Annotated in this window: 20 protein-coding genes and 2 pseudogenes; 8 read left to right on the top strand and 14 right to left on the bottom strand. The window is 61.1% G+C overall.

Going from position 1 to position 20,198, the window contains the following annotated elements:
• Positions 1-91: 91 nt before the first annotated feature.
• The 3 genes and pseudogenes from KGA83_RS25060 to KGA83_RS25050 form a co-directional block, all read right to left on the bottom strand.
• Positions 92-502 (bottom strand): SRPBCC family protein, encoded by a 411-nt coding sequence (locus KGA83_RS25060; protein ID WP_223531137.1) that lies wholly within the window; start codon positions 500-502, stop codon positions 92-94.
• Between the two features lie 26 nt (positions 503-528).
• The gene (locus KGA83_RS25055; RefSeq protein WP_223531136.1) at positions 529-1,326 is read right to left on the bottom strand and encodes an SDR family NAD(P)-dependent oxidoreductase; all 798 of its coding nucleotides are present in this window, start codon (positions 1,324-1,326) and stop codon (positions 529-531) included.
• Positions 1,327-1,371: 45 nt separating this feature from the next.
• Positions 1,372-1,746, bottom strand: a pseudogene (locus KGA83_RS25050) (aldo/keto reductase); the annotation flags it as partial.
• A 196-nt stretch (positions 1,747-1,942) separates the two neighbouring features.
• Here KGA83_RS25050 and KGA83_RS25045 point away from each other — a divergent pair.
• Positions 1,943-2,863 carry a LysR substrate-binding domain-containing protein gene (locus KGA83_RS25045; RefSeq protein ID WP_108217948.1) on the top strand — a complete coding sequence of 307 codons (921 nt, stop codon included), beginning with the start codon at positions 1,943-1,945 and terminating at the stop codon, positions 2,861-2,863.
• Here KGA83_RS25045 and KGA83_RS25040 read toward each other — a convergent pair.
• Positions 2,784-3,380: a DinB family protein gene (locus KGA83_RS25040; protein ID WP_108217947.1), complete on the bottom strand. Its 597-nt coding sequence runs from the start codon at positions 3,378-3,380 to the stop codon at positions 2,784-2,786. The two genes, KGA83_RS25045 and KGA83_RS25040, sit on opposite strands and share 80 nt — an antisense overlap.
• Before the next feature lie 72 nt (positions 3,381-3,452).
• Positions 3,453-4,562, bottom strand: coding sequence for an NAD(P)/FAD-dependent oxidoreductase (locus KGA83_RS25035; protein WP_108217946.1), 1,110 nt, complete (start codon positions 4,560-4,562; stop codon positions 3,453-3,455).
• Positions 4,563-4,752: 190 nt separating this feature from the next.
• Between KGA83_RS25035 and KGA83_RS25030 the strand changes: the two genes are divergently transcribed.
• Positions 4,753-5,073, top strand: coding sequence for a DUF2388 domain-containing protein (locus KGA83_RS25030; protein WP_108218118.1), 321 nt, complete (start codon positions 4,753-4,755; stop codon positions 5,071-5,073).
• A gap of 53 nt (positions 5,074-5,126) precedes the next feature.
• Here KGA83_RS25030 and KGA83_RS25025 read toward each other — a convergent pair whose 3' ends face one another.
• Positions 5,127-6,059: a pyridoxal-phosphate dependent enzyme gene (locus KGA83_RS25025; RefSeq protein ID WP_108217945.1), complete on the bottom strand. Its 933-nt coding sequence runs from the start codon at positions 6,057-6,059 to the stop codon at positions 5,127-5,129.
• Positions 6,060-6,275: 216 nt separating this feature from the next.
• Between KGA83_RS25025 and KGA83_RS25020 the strand changes: the two genes are divergently transcribed.
• Positions 6,276-6,935, top strand: coding sequence for a methyltransferase family protein (locus KGA83_RS25020; RefSeq protein ID WP_223531135.1), 660 nt, complete (start codon positions 6,276-6,278; stop codon positions 6,933-6,935).
• Between the two features lie 127 nt (positions 6,936-7,062).
• Here KGA83_RS25020 and KGA83_RS25015 read toward each other — a convergent pair whose 3' ends face one another.
• The 5 genes from KGA83_RS25015 to KGA83_RS24995 form a co-directional block, all read right to left on the bottom strand.
• Positions 7,063-7,728 carry an HAD-IA family hydrolase gene (locus tag KGA83_RS25015; protein WP_108217943.1) on the bottom strand — a complete coding sequence of 222 codons (666 nt, stop codon included), beginning with the start codon at positions 7,726-7,728 and terminating at the stop codon, positions 7,063-7,065.
• Positions 7,729-7,788: 60 nt separating this feature from the next.
• Entirely contained in the window at positions 7,789-8,196 is a 408-nt protein-coding gene (locus KGA83_RS25010; protein ID WP_108217942.1) for a response regulator, read from the bottom strand.
• A 312-nt stretch (positions 8,197-8,508) separates the two neighbouring features.
• On the bottom strand, positions 8,509-8,793 hold the full coding sequence (locus KGA83_RS25005) for a pentapeptide MXKDX repeat protein (protein WP_108217941.1): 285 nt from the start codon (positions 8,791-8,793) through the stop codon (positions 8,509-8,511).
• Positions 8,794-8,846: 53 nt separating this feature from the next.
• On the bottom strand, positions 8,847-9,632 hold the full coding sequence (locus KGA83_RS25000) for a molybdopterin-dependent oxidoreductase (RefSeq protein ID WP_223531134.1): 786 nt from the start codon (positions 9,630-9,632) through the stop codon (positions 8,847-8,849).
• Positions 9,629-10,246: a cytochrome b/b6 domain-containing protein gene (locus KGA83_RS24995; RefSeq protein WP_108217939.1), complete on the bottom strand. Its 618-nt coding sequence runs from the start codon at positions 10,244-10,246 to the stop codon at positions 9,629-9,631. The genes KGA83_RS25000 and KGA83_RS24995 overlap by 4 nt, the downstream gene beginning before the upstream one ends.
• Before the next feature lie 282 nt (positions 10,247-10,528).
• Between KGA83_RS24995 and KGA83_RS24990 the strand changes: the two genes are divergently transcribed.
• On the top strand, positions 10,529-11,470 hold the full coding sequence (locus KGA83_RS24990; RefSeq protein WP_108217938.1) for a class I SAM-dependent methyltransferase: 942 nt from the start codon (positions 10,529-10,531) through the stop codon (positions 11,468-11,470).
• Between the two features lie 20 nt (positions 11,471-11,490).
• Here KGA83_RS24990 and KGA83_RS24985 read toward each other — a convergent pair whose 3' ends face one another.
• Positions 11,491-14,367, bottom strand: a complete 2,877-nt coding sequence (locus KGA83_RS24985) for an RHS repeat domain-containing protein (protein WP_223531133.1) — start codon at positions 14,365-14,367, stop codon at positions 11,491-11,493.
• Positions 14,368-14,515: 148 nt separating this feature from the next.
• Here KGA83_RS24985 and KGA83_RS24980 point away from each other — a divergent pair.
• Positions 14,516-14,623, top strand: a pseudogene (locus KGA83_RS24980) (ABC transporter permease); the annotation flags it as partial.
• Between the two features lie 469 nt (positions 14,624-15,092).
• Positions 15,093-15,449, top strand: a complete 357-nt coding sequence (locus KGA83_RS24975; protein ID WP_108217936.1) for a DUF6124 family protein — start codon at positions 15,093-15,095, stop codon at positions 15,447-15,449.
• Between the two features lie 67 nt (positions 15,450-15,516).
• Here KGA83_RS24975 and KGA83_RS24970 read toward each other — a convergent pair whose 3' ends face one another.
• A complete protein-coding gene (locus KGA83_RS24970; protein WP_108217935.1) occupies positions 15,517-16,290 on the bottom strand; it encodes a helix-turn-helix transcriptional regulator in 774 nt (257 codons plus the stop codon).
• A 110-nt stretch (positions 16,291-16,400) separates the two neighbouring features.
• Here KGA83_RS24970 and KGA83_RS24965 point away from each other — a divergent pair, with 110 nt between their 5' ends.
• A complete protein-coding gene (locus KGA83_RS24965) occupies positions 16,401-17,504 on the top strand; it encodes an extracellular solute-binding protein (RefSeq protein WP_223531132.1) in 1,104 nt (367 codons plus the stop codon).
• 166 nt (positions 17,505-17,670) lie between these two features.
• Positions 17,671-18,801, top strand: coding sequence for a P1 family peptidase (locus tag KGA83_RS24960; RefSeq protein ID WP_223531131.1), 1,131 nt, complete (start codon positions 17,671-17,673; stop codon positions 18,799-18,801).
• A gap of 324 nt (positions 18,802-19,125) precedes the next feature.
• On the opposite strand, the gene KGA83_RS24955 is transcribed toward KGA83_RS24960, so the two are convergent.
• Positions 19,126-19,848, bottom strand: a complete 723-nt coding sequence (locus KGA83_RS24955) for a GNAT family N-acetyltransferase (protein WP_108217932.1) — start codon at positions 19,846-19,848, stop codon at positions 19,126-19,128.
• Positions 19,849-20,198: the final 350 nt, after the last annotated feature.

Below are 20,198 nucleotides of genomic sequence, written 5' to 3'. Positions count from 1 at the left end.
CGTCAACGATAACGCGTGCAGTCTGATTCGACACGTCGACCTTGCGTCCATCGCGAGCAGGCTCGCTCCTACAAGGGATTGCTGGTGTTTATCAAGCCGGGTAATTGGCCCGCAACGCCTCAAGCCCACCCTGATAGATACCGTTAAACAACGCCTCCACTTCCTCGTTGCTCACCCCCACCGGTTCAAACCGCCCGGACCAGGTCACCCGCGCGCCCTCGCCTTGGGCTTGAACCTTGATCGTCGCCAGATAATCAGTCGCTGGAAAGGGTGCCTGCAAAATCGAGTAGCTGTAGGTCTGACCTGCATTGTCGAAGGCTTGCAGGCGTTCGATTACCACCGCACCGTCCGCCGTTTGCAGACTGCGCACGCGCCCGCCTTCGCTGAGTTCGCTCCTGGGAATGAACGGCAGCCAGTCCGGCAGCGAGTTGAAACCGCCAATCAATTGCCAGACCTGTTCGGCCGAAGCCGGGATGTCGATGAAGGCTGATGCAGTTGCCATGAAATACTTTCTCCAATCAATAAGGTTCAGATGGCCAGGCTGTCGACGACACCGCCGTCGACCCGCAAGGCCGCGCCTGTGGTGGCCGAGGATAACGGCGAGGCGATGTAGGCCACCAGATTGGCGACTTCCTCGACATCCGCCACGCGCTGGATGATCGACGTCGGCCGGGCCTTGCGCACGAACGCATCGGCTTCGTCCCGGGCGCTGCGCCCGGATTCGGCGGTGGCGTCCTTGAGCATGTCTTCCAGGCCATCGGTAAAGGTCGGGCCGGGCAGGATCGCGTTGACCGTCACACCGGTGCCGGCCAGGCGTTTGGCCAGGCCATGGGACACCGCCAGGTTGGCGCTTTTGGTCACGCCGTAGTTGATCATGTCCGCCGGTGTCGCCACGCCGGACTCCGAAGACAGGAAGATCACCCGGCCCCAGCCCTGCTTGACCATTTGCGGCGTGTAATGCCGCGACAGACGCACGCCGGAGATCACATTGACCTCGTAGAAGCGTGTCCACTCACTGTCCGGGGTGTCGAAGAAATCCACTGTGTTGAAGATCCCGAGGTTGTTCACCAGGATGTCCGCCCGAGGTTCGGCGGCGAACAATCTTTCGGCGCCTTCGGCGGTACCGAGGTCGGCGGTCACGCCGCGCAATTGCGCGCCGGGTACGCGTTGGCGAATGCTCGCCAACGCCTGTTCGACCTTGGCCGTGTCGCGGCCGATCACCACCACCGTGGCGCCGGCCTCGGCCAGTGCCTGGCTGATGCCCAGGCCAATGCCGGCGGTACTGCCGCTGACGATCGCGAGTTTTTCGCTCAAATCAATTTTCATGCTCAAGCTCCAATGAGGGGGCAAGGGTGCGCGCTCGGAAACCAGCTACGCCTCACGCATCGCCTGCCAGAACGCAGCGGGAATCACCGCCGCCACTGCCGGGTTCGCCAACGAAAATTGCAACACCGCAGCCTTGATATCAACACCATGGGCCGCCGCGATGCGTTTGATCTGCTCGACCTTGCTGATAATCGCCGGGCTGGCCTTCTGGTATTCGATGTGTGCGTCACCGGCCAGAATGCCCGAGCTGTACGGGCCGCCGACCACGATCTCGACGTTCTGCGCCAGGGCGGCGTCCATCAAGCGCTGCAAGGCGCGATCATGATCGAGAAGAGTGTAGCGACCCGCCAGCAGAAAACCGTCCGGCTGCGCTTCGCTCAGATCAAGGGTCAGCTCACATGGCTCAACCTTGTTCACGCCCCCCCTTCAAGTCCTACCATACAAGCGAGCCTGCTCGCGATGGCGGCGGCACATCCAGCATCCACGTGGCTGACCCACCGCTATCGTCGGAACGCCGCCCGGAGCAGGCTCGCTCCTACAGGTCATCAGCGAATTCCAGATTCCGCAGGGTTTGCTGCTTTACTGAAAAGACCCCAACCCCCAGCGAGCCACCACCATGAACCGCAACGACCTGCGCCGCGTGGACATGAACCTGCTGGTGATTTTCGAAACCCTGATGTTCGAAAAGAACCTGACCCGGGCCGGGGAAAAACTGTTCCTCGGCCAGCCCGCTGTCAGCGCGGCGCTGGCAAGGTTGCGCGATCTATTCGACGACCCGTTGCTGGTGCGCAACGGACGCACCCTGGAGCCGACCCTGCGGGCGTTGCAGATTCTCAAGGAATTGCAGCCAGCGATGGACACCATTTCCGGGGCAGTCAGCCGGGCCAAGGATTTCGAGCCCTCCACCAGCCGCGATGTGTTTCGCATCGGTCTGTCCGACGACGCCGAGTTCGGGCTGTTTCCACCGCTGCTCAAGCAGATTCGTGAAGAGGCGCAGAACGTTGTGGTGGTGGTGCGCCGGGTGAATTTCCTGCTGATGCCATCGATGCTGGCCAGCGGCGAGATTTCCGTCGGCATCAGCTACACCACCGAATTGCCGGCCAATGCCAAGCGCAAGAAGTTGCGCGACTTGAGTGTGAAGATCCTGCGCGGCGATGATCGTCCGGGTCCGTTGACCCTGGACGAGTTCTGCGAACGCCCTCACGCGCTGGTGTCGTTCTCCGGGGACTTGAGCGGTGCCATCGACAACGACCTGGCACGGATCGGCCGTTCGCGCCGGGTGGTGCTGGCGGTGCCACAGTTCGCGGGGTTGCGGGCCTTGCTGGCGGGTACAGACATGCTCGCCACCGTGCCGGATTACGCGGCCAGTGCGTTGATCGAAGGCAGCAGTCAGCTGCGGGCAGACGACGCGCCGTTCGATATCAAGCTGTCCGAACTGTCGATGGTCTGGAACGGGGTCAACGATAACGATCCGGCAGAACGCTGGTTGCGCTCGAAAATTGCACAGCACATGGCGGCGCCACTATCGGGGCATTGATCGACTGCAGGACTAACGGCTCGGACTCGCGCAAATACACCGGCATGTCGGTCACCGGTGGCATGGCCGGAATCTCGAAGTACATCTGCACCACCCAGCCACGGTGATAGCTGGCGTGGTTGACCACGTGCATCAGCATCGCGCCGGCGCTCATGGTGCCGCTTTCGCCCGAGACAAAGGTGAATTCCAGGGGCTTGTCCAGGGAGGCATCGGTTTGCCGGGCGCTCCAGTCGCAATACCAGCGATCGATCTCTTTTTGCGCCATGCGCAGTTCGGACAGATCGGCATGCAGCAGGTCGTGTGAGGTCTTGAAGCCATGCCCCCGGCCTTCGAGGTGCGCCTGCCAGATGCAATCGACCACGTAGACGTGATTGAGGGTGCCGATCATGTTTTTGAACACCGACACCCGTTCTTTTTTGACTTCCCCCGGAGGGAGCGCTGCGAGGCTGTCAAAGAGGCGCTGATTGGCCCAGCGTTTGTAATCAGCCAGCAGACAGGCAGTGCGTACGGTGATCATCAGAGTTCTCCGATGGCAGTAAGCGCACTCCCTAGCATAGACCCAATGCCCGCAAGGCAGTACCAGCCCTGATCATCGGTCGTCCAGGCGTTTTACTACCTGTTCGGCCAGCGCCAGGCAACTGGTCAGCCCCGGTGATTCGATGCCGAACAGATTCACCAGCCCCGGCACGCCATGTACGGCGCATCCGCTGATGAGAAAATCGGCGGCCGGCTCGGTCGGCCCGCTGATTTTCGGGCGAATGCCGCTGTAGGCCGGTTGCAGGCTGTTGTCCGGCAAACCCGGCCAATAACGGCGGATCGCCTGATAGAACCCTTCGGCCCGGCGGGGTTCGACGCGGTAATCGATGTGCTCGACCCATTCGACATCCGGCCCGAAGCGCGCCTGCCCGCCCAGGTCGAGCGTCATGTGCACACCCAGTCCCGCGCTCTCCGGGGCCGGATACACCAAGTGGCGAAACGGCGCCCGGCCGCTGAAACTGAAATAACTGCCCTTGCACAAATGCGCCCGGGGAATGAATTGCCCAGGCAGACCGACAATAGCGCGCGCCACCTCGGGTGCGGACAGCCCCGCGCAGTTGATCAATTCGCGGCAGCACAGGGTCATGGGCTCACTGCCGCCCATGCGCAGCTCGAAGCCCTGCTCCATGCAACGGGCCGACAGCAGCGGTGTGCGCAAGGCCAGCGTCGCGGCGAACCGCTCGGCATCGCCCTGAAGCGCCAGCATCAGGGCGTGGGAGTCGACGATGCCGGTAGACGGCGACCACAGCGCCGCGACGCAGGACAACGCCGGTTCAAGCGCCCGGGCCTGTGCGCCATCCAGCCATTGCAGGTCATCGACGCCGTTAAGACGCCCCTGCGCCAACAGACGCTGCAAAGCCGTGCGCTGCGGCTCATCGGTGGCCACGATCAGCTTGCCGACGCGCCGGTAATCAACACCGTGCTCATCGCAATAAGCATAGAGACGCTGCTTGCCCTCCACGCACAACCGCGCCTTGAGGCTGCCGCCCGGGTAATAGATACCGGCGTGAATCACTTGCGAGTTACGCGAGCTGATGCCCATGCCGATGCCCTCACCGGCCTCGACCACCAACACGTCGCGCCCGCTCATGGCCAAGGCCCTGGCCACTGCCAATCCGACGACGCCAGCCCCGATCACCACGCTTTGAATATCGACGTTCAACGATCCTGCCCTCTCACACCCGTTCTGGCTGTCGATAGTCGATCAGGCTTGAGAAAATCGCCAGTGACAAGGCCATGAAGTCCCCCGTCCATATACACAGTCGGCAGTGCCGGGGAACTCTCGGCGATTGCCATGCATCCTAAACTATGTGGTATTTCCCTTATGCTCCATGCTGTTGGAGGACACCATCATGCGCCGCATGTTTATCCTTTCTTCCCTGCTGCTTTGTTTGCCCGTCGGTTCCGCTCTGGCTAAAGTGGATGCCGAAGATGTCGCCACCTCGGCCGGGGTTTCCGCCTCGCTTTATTCGACGTTCAAAGACGACAAACTCATGATTCCCGCCCGGGATGACGCGTCCAGCTTCGTCGCCAGTGGCGGTGCGATTCGTGGTGCTTATCTGGAGGCACTGTTGAAAAAAGTCCGTCAGGACAATCCCGCCCTCAACAACGCAAGCGACGAAGACCTGGCGCGCGCCATTCTCGTCCAGGAAGGCGTTGTCACCGGTCACTGAAGATCGTCATCGCCAGCGGTGGGGCTTGTGACACCGGGATAGCGTTTGCGGCCCTACCTTGCGTGCGTGCCAGTGGACATGCGTGCCCATCCGGCCACGAGTTGCGCGTTGATACTCACCCCGCCGCACACCACGATCACCACGTCATTGGCGTCGGCAATCGCCGGGTGATCCAGGTAGGCAATCGCCAATGAAACCCCGCATGCCGGTTCGACCAGCTGACGCAAATCATTGGCGTAACGCACCACGCCCATGATCGCCTCATCATCACTGAGCACCACGCACTCATGGGAGAAATCGCCGATGTGCCTGACCGGCCAGGCGGCCACTTGCGCGGCGCCCAGAGACGTGGCGACGGTGTCGATTTTCGGCAGTTTGACCGGGTGCCCGGCCGCCACCGCCGCGGCGAACGACGCCGCGCCTTCGGTTTCACAGGCTACGATGCGGCAATCGGTGTGCCGATGACGAATCAGGCCGGTGAGCAGCCCCGCCAGCAAGCCACCACCGCCCACCGATGTCACCAGCACATCCACTGGCGGGCAGTCTTCAAGAATTTCATCGACCATGGTGCTGTGCCCTTCCCACAACACCGGGTGGTCGAAGGCCGGCACGAATTCACTGCGTGGGTCCTGGGCGAGTTCCCGTGCCCGTTGATTGGCTTCGTCCCAGACCTTGCCGTGCACGATCACCTCGGCGCCGGTATTGCTGATCCGCGCCCGGGTGCTTTGCGGGGTGGTGTGCGGCACCACGATGCATGCCTTGAGCCCCAGGCATGCAGCGGCCATGGCCGTGGCCAGTCCCGCGTTACCGCCGGAGGGGCAGACCACCTTGCGCTTGCCCTGCTGCGCCGCCCGGCTGCACAGCAAGCCAATGCCGCGTATTTTGAACGAGCCGCCAGGTTGCAGGTTTTCCAGTTTCAGCCAGATACGGCGGGTCGGAGTCGACAGGCCAGGGTGCAGGATCAAAGGCGTGCGGATGTGAAGCATACAGGCTCCTGTTTCACGCCACCGGCTCGTCGAACTCGTGCGAGCCGGCGGTGAACGGTCCACTCTCCCAAGCTTAGTTCACCCGCCCTCGGGGCGACCGTCCCGGCGGTCCGGCGCAGGTTGCGATCTTTTACCCATGGAAACTCGAAGGCCAAAGAACGATCAAAAGATCGCAGCCTACGGCAGCTCCTGCGTAAGCCTGTTCGCGGAGGCACCATGAAAATTTCGGCCAAACTGGCATTTTTCGCCGTCGTCAGCACCCTCGCCTACCTCGCCCTGGCGATCTGGGGACTGGGTGGTTTCGCAGCCTATTTCAGCCACGGTTCACTGGTCGTCGTTGCCCTGGCCACTCTGATCATGGCTGTCGCTTCTCTGTTCACCGAGGTCAACCTGAGTTCGGGGGAACGCGAAGACCGGGCCAACCGCTGGGTCATTCCGGCCTTCGGCGTGATCGGTTTACTGAGCGGCTTTCTGCCGGCTTATACCGACCGCATCGATTTCTGGACTTTTGGCGGTGAAGGCATGCGCTGGCTCGGCGCACTCTTGTTCGTCGTCGGCGGCGCGCTGCGGTTGTGGCCGGTGTTTGTGCTGGGCAAGCGCTTCAGCGGGCTGGTGGCCATTCAGCCGGGGCATCGGCTGGTCACCGACGGGATTTACCGCAACCTGCGCAACCCCAGTTACCTGGGGATGATGGTCATCGGCATGGGTTGGGCATTGGCCTTTCGTTCTGGTGTCGGGCTGATACTGGTGGCGCTGACGCTGATCCCGCTGATCGCGCGCATTCACTCGGAAGAAGCCTTGCTCCGGGCGCAGTTCGGCAGCGAATACGAGGCCTATTGCGCCCGCTCCTGGCGGCTGATCCCCGGGCTTTACTGACATACATCCCCTGTAGGAGCGGGCTTGCCCGCGAAAGCGATTCTTCAGTCACATCGATACTGGATGTGTCGACGCCTTCGCGGGCAAGCGAACGTCGCCCGGCCCTTCCTACAGGGATTGCTGTTGTTTATACAGACTTCAATCGAACCGAACCATCGACATCCACCTGAACCCGAACCGATTCATAACTTGCCAACGTCGCATGCGGCGTCTCGACCGGCTGTTCATGAGTCGCCGTCACGATCATCAAATCCGCCCCCGCCGCCTCGGCCGCCAGAATCCCCACCGTGGCGTCTTCAAAAACCAGGCACTGCCCGGGCTCGACCCCCAGGCGCCGGGCCGCGAGGCGGTAACCGGCGGGGTCCGGCTTGCCGGCAGTCACATCCTCGGCGGTGATCATGACGGCAGGCTCGGGAATCCCCGCCGCCGCTATCCGCCGCAGCGCCAGTTCCCGCGGGGCGGAAGTGACGATGGCCCATTGGCTGGCAGGCAGCGACCGCAAGAACTTCGCCGCGCCAGCCACTTCGAATACCCCGCCGACATCGTCGATTTCCGCTTCGGTAATCCACGCGGCTTCGGCCTCGGCATCCACCCCGGGCAAGCCCAGGCGCCTGATGGTGTCGACGGCGCGGGCGCCGTGAATGGAGGGCAGGAAGGTGTCGACATCGACGCCATGGCGCACCGCCCAGGTTGTCCAGACCCGCTCGGCGGCGGCAATGGACGTCAGCACGGTGCCATCCATGTCGAACAGAAAGGCACGGTAAGTCGAGTTGAATACAGAGTGATCGGACAAGAAAAAGAACCTCGCAGGTGCCGGACGGATTTGCCCGGCAATGTAACACCTGCGCGCAGGTCAGTTGAGTCGTTTGGACTTGAAGGTCTGGCCCACACAATCGAGCAGCCCGCCAATCATCCAGGGTTTCTTGATGAAGGACACCTCGTGTCGCACGCCTGCGCTTTCAGGGGTTTCGAAACCGGACATGATCATGATCGGCTTGTCCGGCCAGCGATCGCCGAACTGGTTCGCCAGGTCCGCGCCATTGAGCGTGCCGGGCATGGTGATGTCCGTCAGCAGCATGCCTACCTCCGGCGCATGCTGCTCCAGATACATCACTGCCGCGTCCGCACTGGTTTTCGGCTCGACGACAAAACCTTCCTCCTGAAGAATCTCACAGAGAAAATCCAGGATCAGCGGGTCGTCTTCAACCACCAGAATCAACCCGCCAGGAAGATCACCACCCGCCGTCGGTACTCGACTCATGACTGTGCCGCCCCCTGATAGCCTCAATGATTTCGCGGGCTCTGACCCGCTACCTAAAAGGTATGAGCAGCGGACTCGGCGGAAATTCATTTTTGATGCAACCAGGTGACCGATCCGGGTTTTGTAGTGACCTTGAGGGCGCTTTCGCTGGCAAGCCAGCTCCTACGGAGATCTGTGGCGTTTGCAAAATCCGTGTAGGAGCGGGCTTGCTCGCGATGGTCGTTAACGATAACGCGTACTTACTGGCTAAACGCGGCGTTCTTGAGTCCATCGCGAGCAAGCTCGCTCCCACAGGGTCTGTGGTGCTTGGACTTATTGCGACATTTCGCCTTTCTTCATCGCATCCTTGGACATGGCATCTTTTTTCATAGCGTCCTTGGACATTGCATCCTTGGACATGCTGTCTTTGGACATGGCGTCCTTGGACATCGAATCGGTCTTCTTCATCGCGTCTTTTTTCATCGCATCCTTGGACATGGCGTCCTTGGTCATCGAATCCTTGCTCATGCTGTCGTTGCTCATCGTGTCAGCTGCGAACACAGAGGCAGCGCCAACGGCCAGGCACATGGACAGAACTACAGTGGTCAATTTTTTCATGGTGAAACTCCTTGGAGCGTGGGTTGTGGACGTGTGAAATGGCCAGGCATCCATCAGCTGCCACCGAACCAGTTGTAGCCCTGGTCTTCCCAGTAGCCGCCGCTGTAGGTGTTGCTGACGAAAATCGCCTGAATGTGTTTGGGGTTCTTGTAGCCAAGCTTGGTGGGCATGCGCAGCTTCATCGGGAAGCCGTATTCGCGCGGTAGCACCGCGCCGTCATACGTCAGCGTCAGCAGGGTTTGCGCGTGCAGTGCGGTGGCCATGTCGATGCTGGTGTAGTAGTCGTCGGCGCATTTGAAACCGACGTATTTGGCATCGGTGTCGGCGCCGATGCGCTTGAGGAAGTCACTGAAGCGCACGCCGCCCCAACGCCCGATGGCGCTCCAGCCTTCGACGCAAATGTGCCGGGTGATCTGCTCGGTCTGGGCCATGGCGCGCAGCTCTTCGAGGCGCCAGCTGCGTTTGTCGGCGACCAGGCCGGTGACTTCCAGGCGATAGCCCTCCTCCTCCACTGTCGGCGCCTCGTCGATGCCGTAAAAGGCATTGAAGGGAAACGGCCGGGTAATCATCGACGCCGGATAGGTTGGCGCCATCGCATTGGGGTTGAACAGCCAGCCCTGTACCCGATCGTTGAAGCGCGACATGGACGACAACGCAGTCTCGACGCTTTCGTTGTCGGTGATGTTGCAGCCGGACAGCATGGCCACGCCGCCGAGGGTCAGACCACGCAACAGGAACGAGCGGCGCGAGCGGTCTTCGATTTGCGGGGCGAGGATCTTGCGGGCATCGGTGAGGATCGAAGCCTCGTCCAGCCCGGGCACCTGAATACGCTTTTTCATACCTGCTCCTTGCGGCCGACAATCATGGCCAACAGCGTTTTCGGCACCAGCGCGACCATCAGCAGATGCACTGCGACGAAGGCCACCAACAGCGCCATGGCGAAAAAGTGCACACGGCGCGCGCCTTCATAACCAAACAGCAATTCACGCAACAGCGGGAACTGCACCGACTTCCACAACACCAGCCCGGAGAGCACCAGCAGCGTGATGTCGACCATCACGAACAGGTATGCCAGCCGTTGCACCTGGTTGTAATGACTGAGGTCGGCATGCCCGAGTTTTCCGCGCACGGCGGCCCACAGGTCATGCAGCACGCCTTTGGGCGAGACCGGGAAAAAACGCCGCTTCAGGCGTCCGCTGAACAGGTTGAAGGCCAGGTAGACCAGGCCGTTGATCGCCAGAAACCACATCGCCGCGAAATGCCATTGCAGCGCACCACCGAGCCAGCCGCCGAGGGTGATCGACTTGGGAAAACTGAATTCGTAGATCGGCGAGGCGTTGTAGATGCGCCAGCCGCTGGTGACCATCACCAGCACCGCCAGGGCGTTGAGCCAATGGGTCAGGCGTAGCCAGCGTGGATGAGTGGACTTGGGTGAAGCAGTTGACTGCGACATGTCCGGCTCCGGATTGTTGTTGTTCGTTGGAGCCGAGTATGGGAGCCGGAAGATCGCCAAATCCTCACGTAAAGTTAAATTAATCGTGATAACTGCTCATTCACTACCGACCAAAACCCTGTAGGAGTGAGCCTGCTCGCGATGACGGTTCATCAGTCGACATCAATGTTGAATGACAGACCGCTATCGCGAGCAGGCTCACTCCTACAGGGTTCTGTGGTGGTCCGCCGGTTGCGCAATTATGGTTAAATGCCGCCCCCCACAAATGACCGACCCGACCCGATGAACCCTGAAGCCCTCGCCACCCTCAAGCAGCACCTGCTGACCGCCCTGGCGGCCGCCCCCGCCGAAACCCGCCGCCTGTTCCACGGCCGTGGCCGCTGCTGGCCGGGGCTGGAGCAAGTCACCGTGGACTGGTTGCAGGGCGTGGTGCTGGTGGCGCTGTTCAAGGAGCCGGATGCGGCGCAACTGGAAGACGTGAAGCAGGTGCTGATGACAGTCACCCGGTCTGAGCAATGGGCAAAATCCGGCGCCCACACGCTGTTGCTGCAACATCGCTACCTGCTGCAAAGCACCACAGAATGGTTGCTGGGGGAAGAAATCGACGAACTGACGATCACTGAGGGCGGGCTGAAGTACCGGGTCGACCTGGGCCGCAAGCAAAACACCGGGCTGTTCCTCGACATGCGCTACGGCCGCGAGTGGGTCCGCGCCAATGCCGAGGGCAAACGGGTATTGAACCTGTTCGCCTACACCTGCGGTTTCTCGGTGGCGGCCATCGAAGGCGGCGCGAGCCACGTGGTCAACCTCGACATGTCGAGCCCCGCCTTGAACCGTGGCCGCGACAACCACCGGCTCAATGGCCACGACATGAGCAAGGTGAGCTTCCTGGGTCACGACCTGTTCAAATCCTGGGGCAAGGTGATCGGCAAGGGGCCGTACGACCTGGTGATCATCGACCCGCCGTCGTTCCAGAAAGGCAGCTTCCTGCTGACCAAGGACTACCAGCGCGTGCTGCGCCGGTTACCGGAATTGCTCAGCCCTCAAGGCACCGTACTGGCCTGCATGAACGACCCGGCGTTTGGTGCCGACTTCCTGATCGACGGCGTGACCCGCGAGGCGCCAAGCCTGAAGTTTGAGCAACGGCTGGAGAATCCGCCGGAGTTTCCGGATGCGGATATGGAGTGTGGGTTGAAGGCGTTGGTGTTCAGGCTGGAAGGCTAAAGATCGCAACCCGGACACTACTAATGCGGATTCCGTATCCCTTCGACCCTGTAGTGGACACCACCCTGGTGACTCAACATAAGTCGGTGGGCTCCCCGTTTGGTACTTCCAGGAAAACCCCGCAGATCCGCAGACCACAAACCGTCCCGATGGCGATGCCAATTGATTGCTCCAGTACGACCTTCACGCAGACTGTTAATCGTTGAGGAAACGCTTTTGTGGTCAGGGTCAGTCGGATCATCCAGGATCGAATCCACCGCTCGGGTATCAATTTCCCAGTGCTGGATGGATGCTGGCGCCGCTGACGATGTGGCCGAGCCCAAACTGGAGTGTGATTTTTTTCCGGTCTTGCGCACGCTCGCGACAGAGTTGGCACCTGCTACATCAAATGATTCAACGTAGGGAGACTGCTCAGTAGATGATTGCTCACTTGGCGTCTCTCGAATTAACAGCATGTTGTAGCCCAGCCGTTTGAGCCCTTGAACTGGATTTTTTTCCGTACTAAGGACACGCCATGCTTTATCAGCGTTGCTTTCGGGGCCCGTATACCCAAAGATTCTTCCTGTTTGCGCACGGAAAAGTCTAAGCATTACCCCATCGCTCCCTGAAATATTACGATGGTCAAAAGCAAAGTTCGAAAACCTCGCTGCTTCCTCCCGCGTCAGCTTTTCGTGTTCTGCAAGACTGCTAGCCAGATTTCTAATGTCCTGACCAAACTGCCGTTCCACTCTGTCGGTATTGGCGGCCACAGCCTCTGGTCGTAACTGTAGATACTCGTGCGTTCGCACAATCCCGAACAGCGTCCCACCCAACAGGGCGCCAACTGAAGCACCTGTCATGGCATTGCCCGCCAACCAACCCAACCCGGCCCCGATCAAGGTCAGCAAGAACACGAGAATGACCCCTCCCAAAATCTGGGTGCCCGAAACCTGTTCCCCGTTCAGTCCAAATCGATCAACAAAGTTGATCGGGTTGTTGCCCACCATCGCATAACGATTGGGGCCCTCCATTTCCCCGGCGGGATCCGGACAAATCCAGCGCTGTAACCACGGCGCGTAATACCGGTAGCCATAGTAATAAAGCCCGGTCGCATCTCGCTCTTTACCCGAATAGCGGATGGTTTTGTACTGCGCCACCAACGCACTTTTCCCCGCCCAGCACGCCGTACCGCCAAACGGGTAATAGTGTTCCTGGGTCAGCACGCCCGCCTCGTCGTCCAGTTCCAGGGTACTGGAGTCGAGGTGATCACTGAGGCTATAGCGCAGCTGGTCGCTGTGCGCACCTTGAGGCCAATGCAGCGCCCGCACGGTGCTGCGCCCGGCCTCGACGCTGATGACGTGGTGTTCTTCGCCATCGGCCTGGCGGTGGATTTCCAGACCCGGGAGGTAGCGGACTTCCGTGCGCAGGGTGCGGCCGCTGCTGTGGGCGAATCCCGTTTTGCGCAAGCGGTGGCCGGGGCGATCGTAGCAGTAGCCTTCGTAGTCGTCGGGCTCGGTTTCGCGTTTGACCAACGTCACGCGGCTCAATTGGTTGCGACTGTCCCAGGCCATGGCTTGCCCGTGTTGCAGTTCCTGTTGATTGCCACCGGCATCAAACCCCGAGTCGATATCGGGCTCGCCCGGCAGCGAGCCGTCGTCCCGTTGCGCCAGGCTGCGGTTGCTTCGTGCCGAGGTGAACATCGAGAAGCCCGGCGCACCGCTGTGCTGGCGGCTGATCAAATTCCCGGCCCGGTCGTATTCGAAGCGCTGGGTGTAATTGCGCCGTTGGTTGGGGTCCAGCGGCGTGGGCAACAGTGTTGGCAGGGCCGGGCCATGGCTCGGCTGGCTGACCTCCCAACCCTGGGCTTCGACCAGTTGATACAGGCTGTCGTAGCGGTAGCGATTGATCGGCTCGATGCGCTGGTTGTTGAAATGGGTCGCGGGCTGGGACAGGTCGTGCAGCTCGACGATGTTGCCCCCCGCGTCGTAGACGTAGTGCAGGTCCTGCAAGGGTTTCTGGTTGCCGACTGCCGCCGCCAGCCGGATCAGCCGTCCGTCATCGGCAGCGTACTCGGCGCGGGTCAGCACGCCATTGCCGGCGGTTTCCCGTTCGACCTGATCCAGCGCGTTGTAATGGATGTCGCTGACCAGGCGTTGCGCTCGCTTGCCCTCGCCGGCCAATTGCAGCCAGGCCTCACTCAACTTGCCGGCCACGTCGTAGGCAAATGTCCTGACGTTGCCCATGGCATCGGTTTGTCGCTGAAGCTCGCCAGTGGGATTGAAACGGTGGCGGGTGATGAATGATTGAGCTTCCAGATACTCATCTCTGGCATCGAATGCGGGCGGCCAGTCGGGTGTTTCAAGGTCGAGGAGCAAGCGTTGTTCTTCAACCAGCGCTGAACCGGCGAGCCCGTAGTCGGCCACCCATTGAGTGCCTGCCGGATGGTCATGGCGGATCAACTGTCCACACTGGTTGTGCTCGGCGAATGCAGGGCTGCAATCACCGTAGCTCAAGCGCTCCACCACGCGAGGTCGTTCTCCCGCGGCCTGTTCCGTGACGGTGACGGGCCGCTGTTGTTCGTCGATCTCGGTGTGACGCTGACTGCCTCGTGCATCCCAGTATGAACAGGACAAACCCGCCCGATCCAGCAAGTTCAACTGCCATCCGGCATCGACGCTGTCCGTCAGCAACGGTTGGCCGCTCAAACCATAGAGCGTGGTCAAGTTCGGCTTCAGCACCGAGTCCCACAAACGCGGGTCCCACGACTCGATCAACCGCCGCGCCGCGTCGAAGCGTTGTCGAGTGATGCGTGGGTCAATCTCCGGGCTGTCGGGATGGCGGCAATAGTCGACGCTGCGAACCGTCAAGGCGCGCGGATCAATGACTGACAGCGTCGGGGTCGCGGCGTGGGGGTTCATTGCATTGGCGGTCCTTTGCTTTGATGGAGGACAGACTGAGCCCTTTTTGGCCGGGCCGATACTGTAAGAAGTTACAGATCGACGCCTGTGAATTCGCCATCATCGAAACGCCGCCCGGAGCAAGCTCCCACAATGAATCGTGCCGAATGGATATCAGTGGTTTGTCAGTCAGATCATGTTGACGGTGGCCATGTTGCTGGTGGCGGTGATTCAGTTGGGCGGGGACCGGTTGGCGCGGGGGTTGAACAAGCGCTAGCCCTGTAGGAGCGAGCCTGCTCGCGATGGAGGTCAACGATAACGCGGGAAACCAGATTCCCCGTGGCGCCCTCAGGTTTTTCGCGAGCAAGCTCGCTCCTACACGAGTGGCGATCTTGTTGATATTTCGTACAGGAAAATCAGCGGTTTTGCAGGCCCGTTCCCTTTCTTTTGCAGGACGTTTCCTAGATCATTTCGCTCGCTTGCGCCGATGAAATCTCGTGGCTAGTCTCGGTCCGTCACTGCTCATCAGTGATCGGGTTTAGTAGCCCGGAACAATAGGCGCATAGCGATTCCATGCTCATGTCCGGTAATTTTTGCCGCATGCAGAATATGGTGGCTGTGCGTGGGGCACCTTCGGGTGCACCGGTTTTTCCTATTGACCGGCCTACTAACCTGCGTACAGCCGCCACCCAATCGTTTAGTAGGCGATAAGTGATGGCTCCCATGCAGAAATAGGAGTAACACTCATGAAAAAATCCGTACCCGATCCACCTCCCGAAAACCCTACCAACGAAACCGTCACCGACGATTTGCTCAGGGATCGTTCTGCGCTCTACCGCGCCATCGATTTCCACCTCACCGGCAAGCAACCCGCACCAACCGATGAAATGCGCTTCTACAACGTCAGCAAAGACGTGAGTTTTGAAGACACCCAGCTCTATGTCGCCGACCTGCTGCGCTGTGCTTCGGTCACGGCGTATCAGTGTGGCGATCAACTCGAGGGCGCCGACCGGGCGATGGTGTACTCGATCTGGCATTTGCTGGAGATTGCCAAGGCGATGGTGGATCGGTCTATTGAATGTCTGGGAATGAAGCAGGGCTGAGCAATCGGTTATCAGTGTTATCGCCATCGCGAGCCTGCTCGCGATGGCTAGGGCCGCGGCTGACGGCTCAACGCGGCTGCAACACCAGCGCAAACAACTCGCCATGCCCGTTCACGTTGAGCTTGTGATAAAGGTTGCGCCGGTGCACTTTCACCGTCTCTGGAGAGATGCCCATTTGCTGGGCGATGGCCTTGCTGGAGAAGCCCTGGAGAATCAGGCGCGCGGTTTCGATCTCGCGCACTGTCAGGCGCGCGTCGAAGCGATCGAGCAAGGTCGCCAAATCGCCGGCCGGTGGTTCGGCGACCGGCCCTTGCGGCGGCTGCAAATCCAGGTGTCGGCGCATTGCTGCCAGCACCCAGTCACGCACGCACAGCAAGCGGCCCTGCTCCTCGAGGCTGAAGCGCGTCGAACGCCCAAGGGACAGGCCAAGCACGGCGCCGTCGACGTTGACCATGAACTGCAACTCGTCCCCACCGACCACGGTGCTGAAGTAACTCAGGTAGTACTCGCTGTGCTGGAACTGGTCGGGGGCCACCGATTCGAGGCTGTGCAAGCCGTCGGCGATGCCGGCGCAGGCAGCTTGATAGAATGGATCGAGCAGGTACATGCCAGCGCTGTAGTCCGCCAGTTCTTCATGCTCGTCGGTACTGCCCTTGGCATCGAAGTCAATCAGCAGGCGCGGCACATGCCCCGGGCGCATCAGCGCTACCAGCGCGTTGTCCAGCGGCACCAGCAAGCGCAGGGTATCGACCAGCGCACGCCAGAAGCCGTCCTGCCCCACTGCCGTGAAAACCCGTGCCAGCCCCTGGTGCACCGGCAACTCTTTCAACAACGCGTCCACGCACTACCCCTTTCGAGTAACCCATGATGGGAATGGGTGAAGGCCACCCCGGTCGATACGCTGCAAACTCCTGATTACCACCGGCCGCAACAGGCCAGGAGTGCCGCATCATGAGTCGTCACCGCTTGTATTTCAATCTGGGGTTTGGTGCCTGCCTGGCGGTGTCGCTGCCGGCCTTTGCCGTCGAAGCCCCGACCGTGCACGTGTACAACTGGTACGACTATATCGGCCCCACTACCCTGCAGGATTTCAAGCGTGACACCGGGATTGCGCCGGTCTACGACACCTTCGACAGCGCCGAAGTGCTCGAAGGCAAACTGCTCACCAGCCGCAGCGGCTATGACGTGGTGGTTGCCAGCAACTTCAGCTTGCCCACGCTGATCAAGGCCGGTGCCCTGGCGCCATTGCCCCGGGCGCAGATGCCGGACTTCAAGAACATGGACACCGAACTGCTAGCGAAACTGGCCAACAACGATCCGGGCAACCAGTACGCCGTGCCCTACCTGTGGGGCACCAACGGCATCGGCTACAACGTCGACAAAGTGCGCGCTGCGCTGGGTGACAAGGCGCCGGTGGATTCCTGGGACCTGGTGTTCAAGGAGGAGAACCTGGCCAAACTCGGCGAATGCGGCGTGGCCATGCTCGACTCGCCGTCGGAGATGCTGCCGGTCGCCCTGCACTACCTCGGCCTGCCACCCAACAGCACCAACCCCGAGGACTACAAGAAGGCCGAAGCGCTGCTGCTCAAGCTGCGCCCGCACATCGCCTACTTCAATTCGTCGAAGTTCATCAGCGACCTGTCCAACGGCAACATCTGCGTGGCGGTCGGCTGGTCCGGCGCGATGCTCGAAGCCAAGAACACCGCCGAGCAGGCCGGCAACGGCGTGAAGATCGCCTACAGCCTGCCGAAGGAAGGCGCGCCGGTGTGGTTCGATACGCTGGTACTGCTCAAGGACGCACCGCACCCGGAACAAGGGATGGCCTTCATCGACTACCTGATGCGCCCTGAAGTGATTGCCCCGGTCAGCGATCACCTCAACTACCCCAACGGCAACCGCCGCGCAACCACGTTGGTGGCCGAAGCGACCCGTAGCAATCCGGCCGTCTACCCGCCAGCCGAAGCCATGGCCACCCTGTTCACCCTCCAGCCCCTGCCGCCAGCCACCGAGCGCATGCGCACGCGGATCTGGAGCAAGGTCAAAAACGGCCAGTGAATCCACTGCATTTCCCTGTGGGAGCGGGCTTGCTCGCGAAAGCGGTGGATCAGCAAAAATTTATAGCGACTGACACTACGTCTTCGCGAGCAAGCCCGCTCCCACATTGGGATTGTGGTGCCCGGAACATCCCTTTTTTCTGCCACGAATCGAAGATGAGAAACCCATGAAACCACGCGCCCGTGACCTGAACATCCCTATCGGCCAACTGCAGCCCGGCCCGCTCAACGCCATCACTGACGTCCCCGGCGTTCGGGTCGGCCACAGCAATGTGCGAGGACGCACTGCCACCGGCCGCGACATTCTCACCGGCGTCACCGTTATCGAACCGCGTGCCGGCTCCACCAGCCAGCAGCCGTGCTTTGCCGGCGTGCATGTGCTCAACGGCAACGGCGATGCCACGGGGCTGGAGTGGATTCGCGAAGCGGGCTTGCTGACCAGCCCCATTGCCTTCACCAACACCCACAGCCTGGGCGTGGTGCGCGATGCGCTGATCGTGCTCGACCGCGAGCAGCAACCGGATGACGGGCGCCTCTACTGGAACATGCCGGTGGTACTGGAAACCTTCGACGGCCTGCTCAACGACATCAACGGCTTTCACGTGAAGCCGGAACACGTGGCCCAGGCCGTGCGTTCGGCGGCGGGCGGTCCAGTGACCGAAGGTAATGTCGGCGGTGGCAGCGGCATGATCTGCCACGAATTCAAGGGCGGCATCGGCACCGCGTCGCGACGCTTGAACAGCACCCAGGGCGGCTGGACGGTCGGCGCGATTGTCCAGGCCAACCATGGCATTCGCAATGAACTGCGCGTTGACGGGTATCCGGTCGGGCGCTACATGGAACAGGTCGATTCGCCGTTCCTCAAGGCCTCGTTGCCCCACCCGGGGATGGGCTCGATCGTGGTCTGCCTGGCCACCGATGCGCCGTTGCTGCCGCACCAGTGCACCCGCCTGGCCCAGCGCGCCAGCCTCGGCCTGGCCCGCACCGGCGGCGGCAATGAAGACCACAGCGGCGACATCTTCATCGCCTTCGCCACCGGCAATGAACACGTGCCGCCGGCCGCCTATGAGAGCAAGAAAGCACCGACCACCGACAACCTGAGCATGGTCAACAACGATCACATCAGCGAGCTGTTCCTGGCCGCCACCGAAGCCGTGGAAGAAGCCATCATCAATGCCTTGCTCGCCGCCGACACCGCCGAAGGCAACGGGCATGGGGTACCGGGGCTGGATGTCGAAACCTTGCTCAAGGCGTTGCGTCGCGCCGGTTGGCCGGGGGATGCGACTAGCGGTACTTGAGTGCAACACTTGGTCTTTCTAGGATGAACTTGCGCAGCCGCTTGCTTGCTCAAGCCGCTGCGTAGGTGGTGAGTGCACTGAACCCCTACCAAGCTCACCGCCTGCTTCACGCGCATCTTGAGCCTCTCGGCTCCACTTCCTCCCCATCAAGAGCTTTGAGGCTCTTTTTTTACCTCTGAAAACCACACATTTCTCCTGTAGGAGCTGGCTTGCCAGCGAAGGCGTCTGCAGCAACAGCGCATGACTTGAGGCTGCCTTCGCTGCGATGCGGCGACCCGACAAGCCAGCTCCTACAGGGGATTTTTGGTGTTTGGGCGAGTGCGGTCAGACCAGGCGCAACCGAGGGCCGGCGGCCGGTACGGCATCTTCACCCAACCGCCCCCGCACAAATTCATTGGCCTTGCGCATCAATTGGTCCAGATGCCGGTCGCGCTGTTTTTCCGCGTCGGTCATGGCCCGTTTGCCATGCTTTTGCAGCAGATAGGTGTGAATCTGCCGCACTTCCAGCGAGCTATAGATCGACGCCACATCCAGCAGCGCCATCAAGCCATCGGTGGCGTGGTCGCGGGTGTTCATCAACACCTGGGTCGCACGCACACCCACCACCTCGAAGCCCATCGCCTCGAAATACGGCACCTTGGCCACCGCGCAGGTCAGCTCGGCATGGGGATAGCGGCCGACCATTTCCCGCAGCATCCGCCGGGCCACGCCCTGGCGCCGATGCTCAGCCTGCACCGCCATGTACGCCACGCCACACGCCTCGGGGTCGTCCTGCACCGGCAGGTACAACAAAAAGCCGATCACCTTGTCCGGGGCGTCTTCATCAGTGGCAACGATCAACTCCACGGCAATGCCTTTTTCACCGTTCAGCGCTTCCAGATACAGGTGCACCTCATAGCCGATCGCGTATTGATAGAGGTTGTACAGCAGGTTGCTGGGCGGGATCGCGACCATGCTGATGTCGGTCAGGTTGTCGACCACCATCTGCAGGATCTGGCTATTGATGTGCTCGGGGCACGGGGTCTTGAAGTGGCTGATCAGGGGCATTGCGGTGACAGGCTCCGGGGGGGCAAGGGCCGCCTATCATAGCGCGCCTGACACCTGCGGTCCGAAGGGGGATGGACAGACATTCCCCATTCATGCGCCATGTGCATCGCCGGCGTTTGCTTTATGGCTGGAGGCATTGCGTTTTCGAGGCTGGCAGCGGAGTCCGGCACATTTTGTGCTTGATGAACAGGCGTCTTCGCGAACCGGCTCGATCTCCCAGGGGAAAGCGGTTTGCCCACAACTGGTTTTTCTGTGGGATCGAGCCTGCTCGCGAGAGCGTCCACCCTCACACCGGCCTGTGGTGTGAGTGGGGGGGAAATGGGTGGGTGAAGCCCCCCCCAACGTTGAGG

The sequence above is a fragment of the Pseudomonas sp. GL-R-19 genome, from assembly GCF_019956375.1.
Lineage (GTDB): Bacteria > Pseudomonadota > Gammaproteobacteria > Pseudomonadales > Pseudomonadaceae > Aquipseudomonas.
The sequence above is the reverse complement of the archived record's forward strand: the minus strand, read 5'-3'. Positions and strand labels throughout refer to the sequence as shown.

What these genes read in the sequence shown, in the direction of transcription:
- KGA83_RS25060 (WP_223531137.1), bottom strand. Translation starts at nt 502, where the DNA reads ATGGCAACTGCATCAGCCTTCATCGACATCCCGGCTTCGGCCGAACAG.
- KGA83_RS25055 (WP_223531136.1), bottom strand. Translation starts at nt 1,326, where the DNA reads ATGAAAATTGATTTGAGCGAAAAACTCGCGATCGTCAGCGGCAGTACC.
- KGA83_RS25045 (WP_108217948.1), top strand. Translation starts at nt 1,943, where the DNA reads ATGAACCGCAACGACCTGCGCCGCGTGGACATGAACCTGCTGGTGATT.
- KGA83_RS25040 (WP_108217947.1), bottom strand. Translation starts at nt 3,380, where the DNA reads ATGATCACCGTACGCACTGCCTGTCTGCTGGCTGATTACAAACGCTGG.
- KGA83_RS25030 (WP_108218118.1), top strand. Translation starts at nt 4,753, where the DNA reads ATGCGCCGCATGTTTATCCTTTCTTCCCTGCTGCTTTGTTTGCCCGTC.
- KGA83_RS25025 (WP_108217945.1), bottom strand. Translation starts at nt 6,059, where the DNA reads ATGCTTCACATCCGCACGCCTTTGATCCTGCACCCTGGCCTGTCGACT.
- KGA83_RS25020 (WP_223531135.1), top strand. Translation starts at nt 6,276, where the DNA reads ATGAAAATTTCGGCCAAACTGGCATTTTTCGCCGTCGTCAGCACCCTC.
- KGA83_RS25010 (WP_108217942.1), bottom strand. Translation starts at nt 8,196, where the DNA reads ATGAGTCGAGTACCGACGGCGGGTGGTGATCTTCCTGGCGGGTTGATT.
- KGA83_RS25005 (WP_108217941.1), bottom strand. Translation starts at nt 8,793, where the DNA reads ATGAAAAAATTGACCACTGTAGTTCTGTCCATGTGCCTGGCCGTTGGC.
- KGA83_RS25000 (WP_223531134.1), bottom strand. Translation starts at nt 9,632, where the DNA reads ATGAAAAAGCGTATTCAGGTGCCCGGGCTGGACGAGGCTTCGATCCTC.
- KGA83_RS24995 (WP_108217939.1), bottom strand. Translation starts at nt 10,246, where the DNA reads ATGTCGCAGTCAACTGCTTCACCCAAGTCCACTCATCCACGCTGGCTA.
- KGA83_RS24990 (WP_108217938.1), top strand. Translation starts at nt 10,529, where the DNA reads ATGAACCCTGAAGCCCTCGCCACCCTCAAGCAGCACCTGCTGACCGCC.
- KGA83_RS24985 (WP_223531133.1), bottom strand. Translation starts at nt 14,367, where the DNA reads ATGAACCCCCACGCCGCGACCCCGACGCTGTCAGTCATTGATCCGCGC.
- KGA83_RS24975 (WP_108217936.1), top strand. Translation starts at nt 15,093, where the DNA reads ATGAAAAAATCCGTACCCGATCCACCTCCCGAAAACCCTACCAACGAA.
- KGA83_RS24965 (WP_223531132.1), top strand. Translation starts at nt 16,401, where the DNA reads ATGAGTCGTCACCGCTTGTATTTCAATCTGGGGTTTGGTGCCTGCCTG.
- KGA83_RS24960 (WP_223531131.1), top strand. Translation starts at nt 17,671, where the DNA reads ATGAAACCACGCGCCCGTGACCTGAACATCCCTATCGGCCAACTGCAG.
- KGA83_RS24955 (WP_108217932.1), bottom strand. Translation starts at nt 19,848, where the DNA reads ATGCCCCTGATCAGCCACTTCAAGACCCCGTGCCCCGAGCACATCAAT.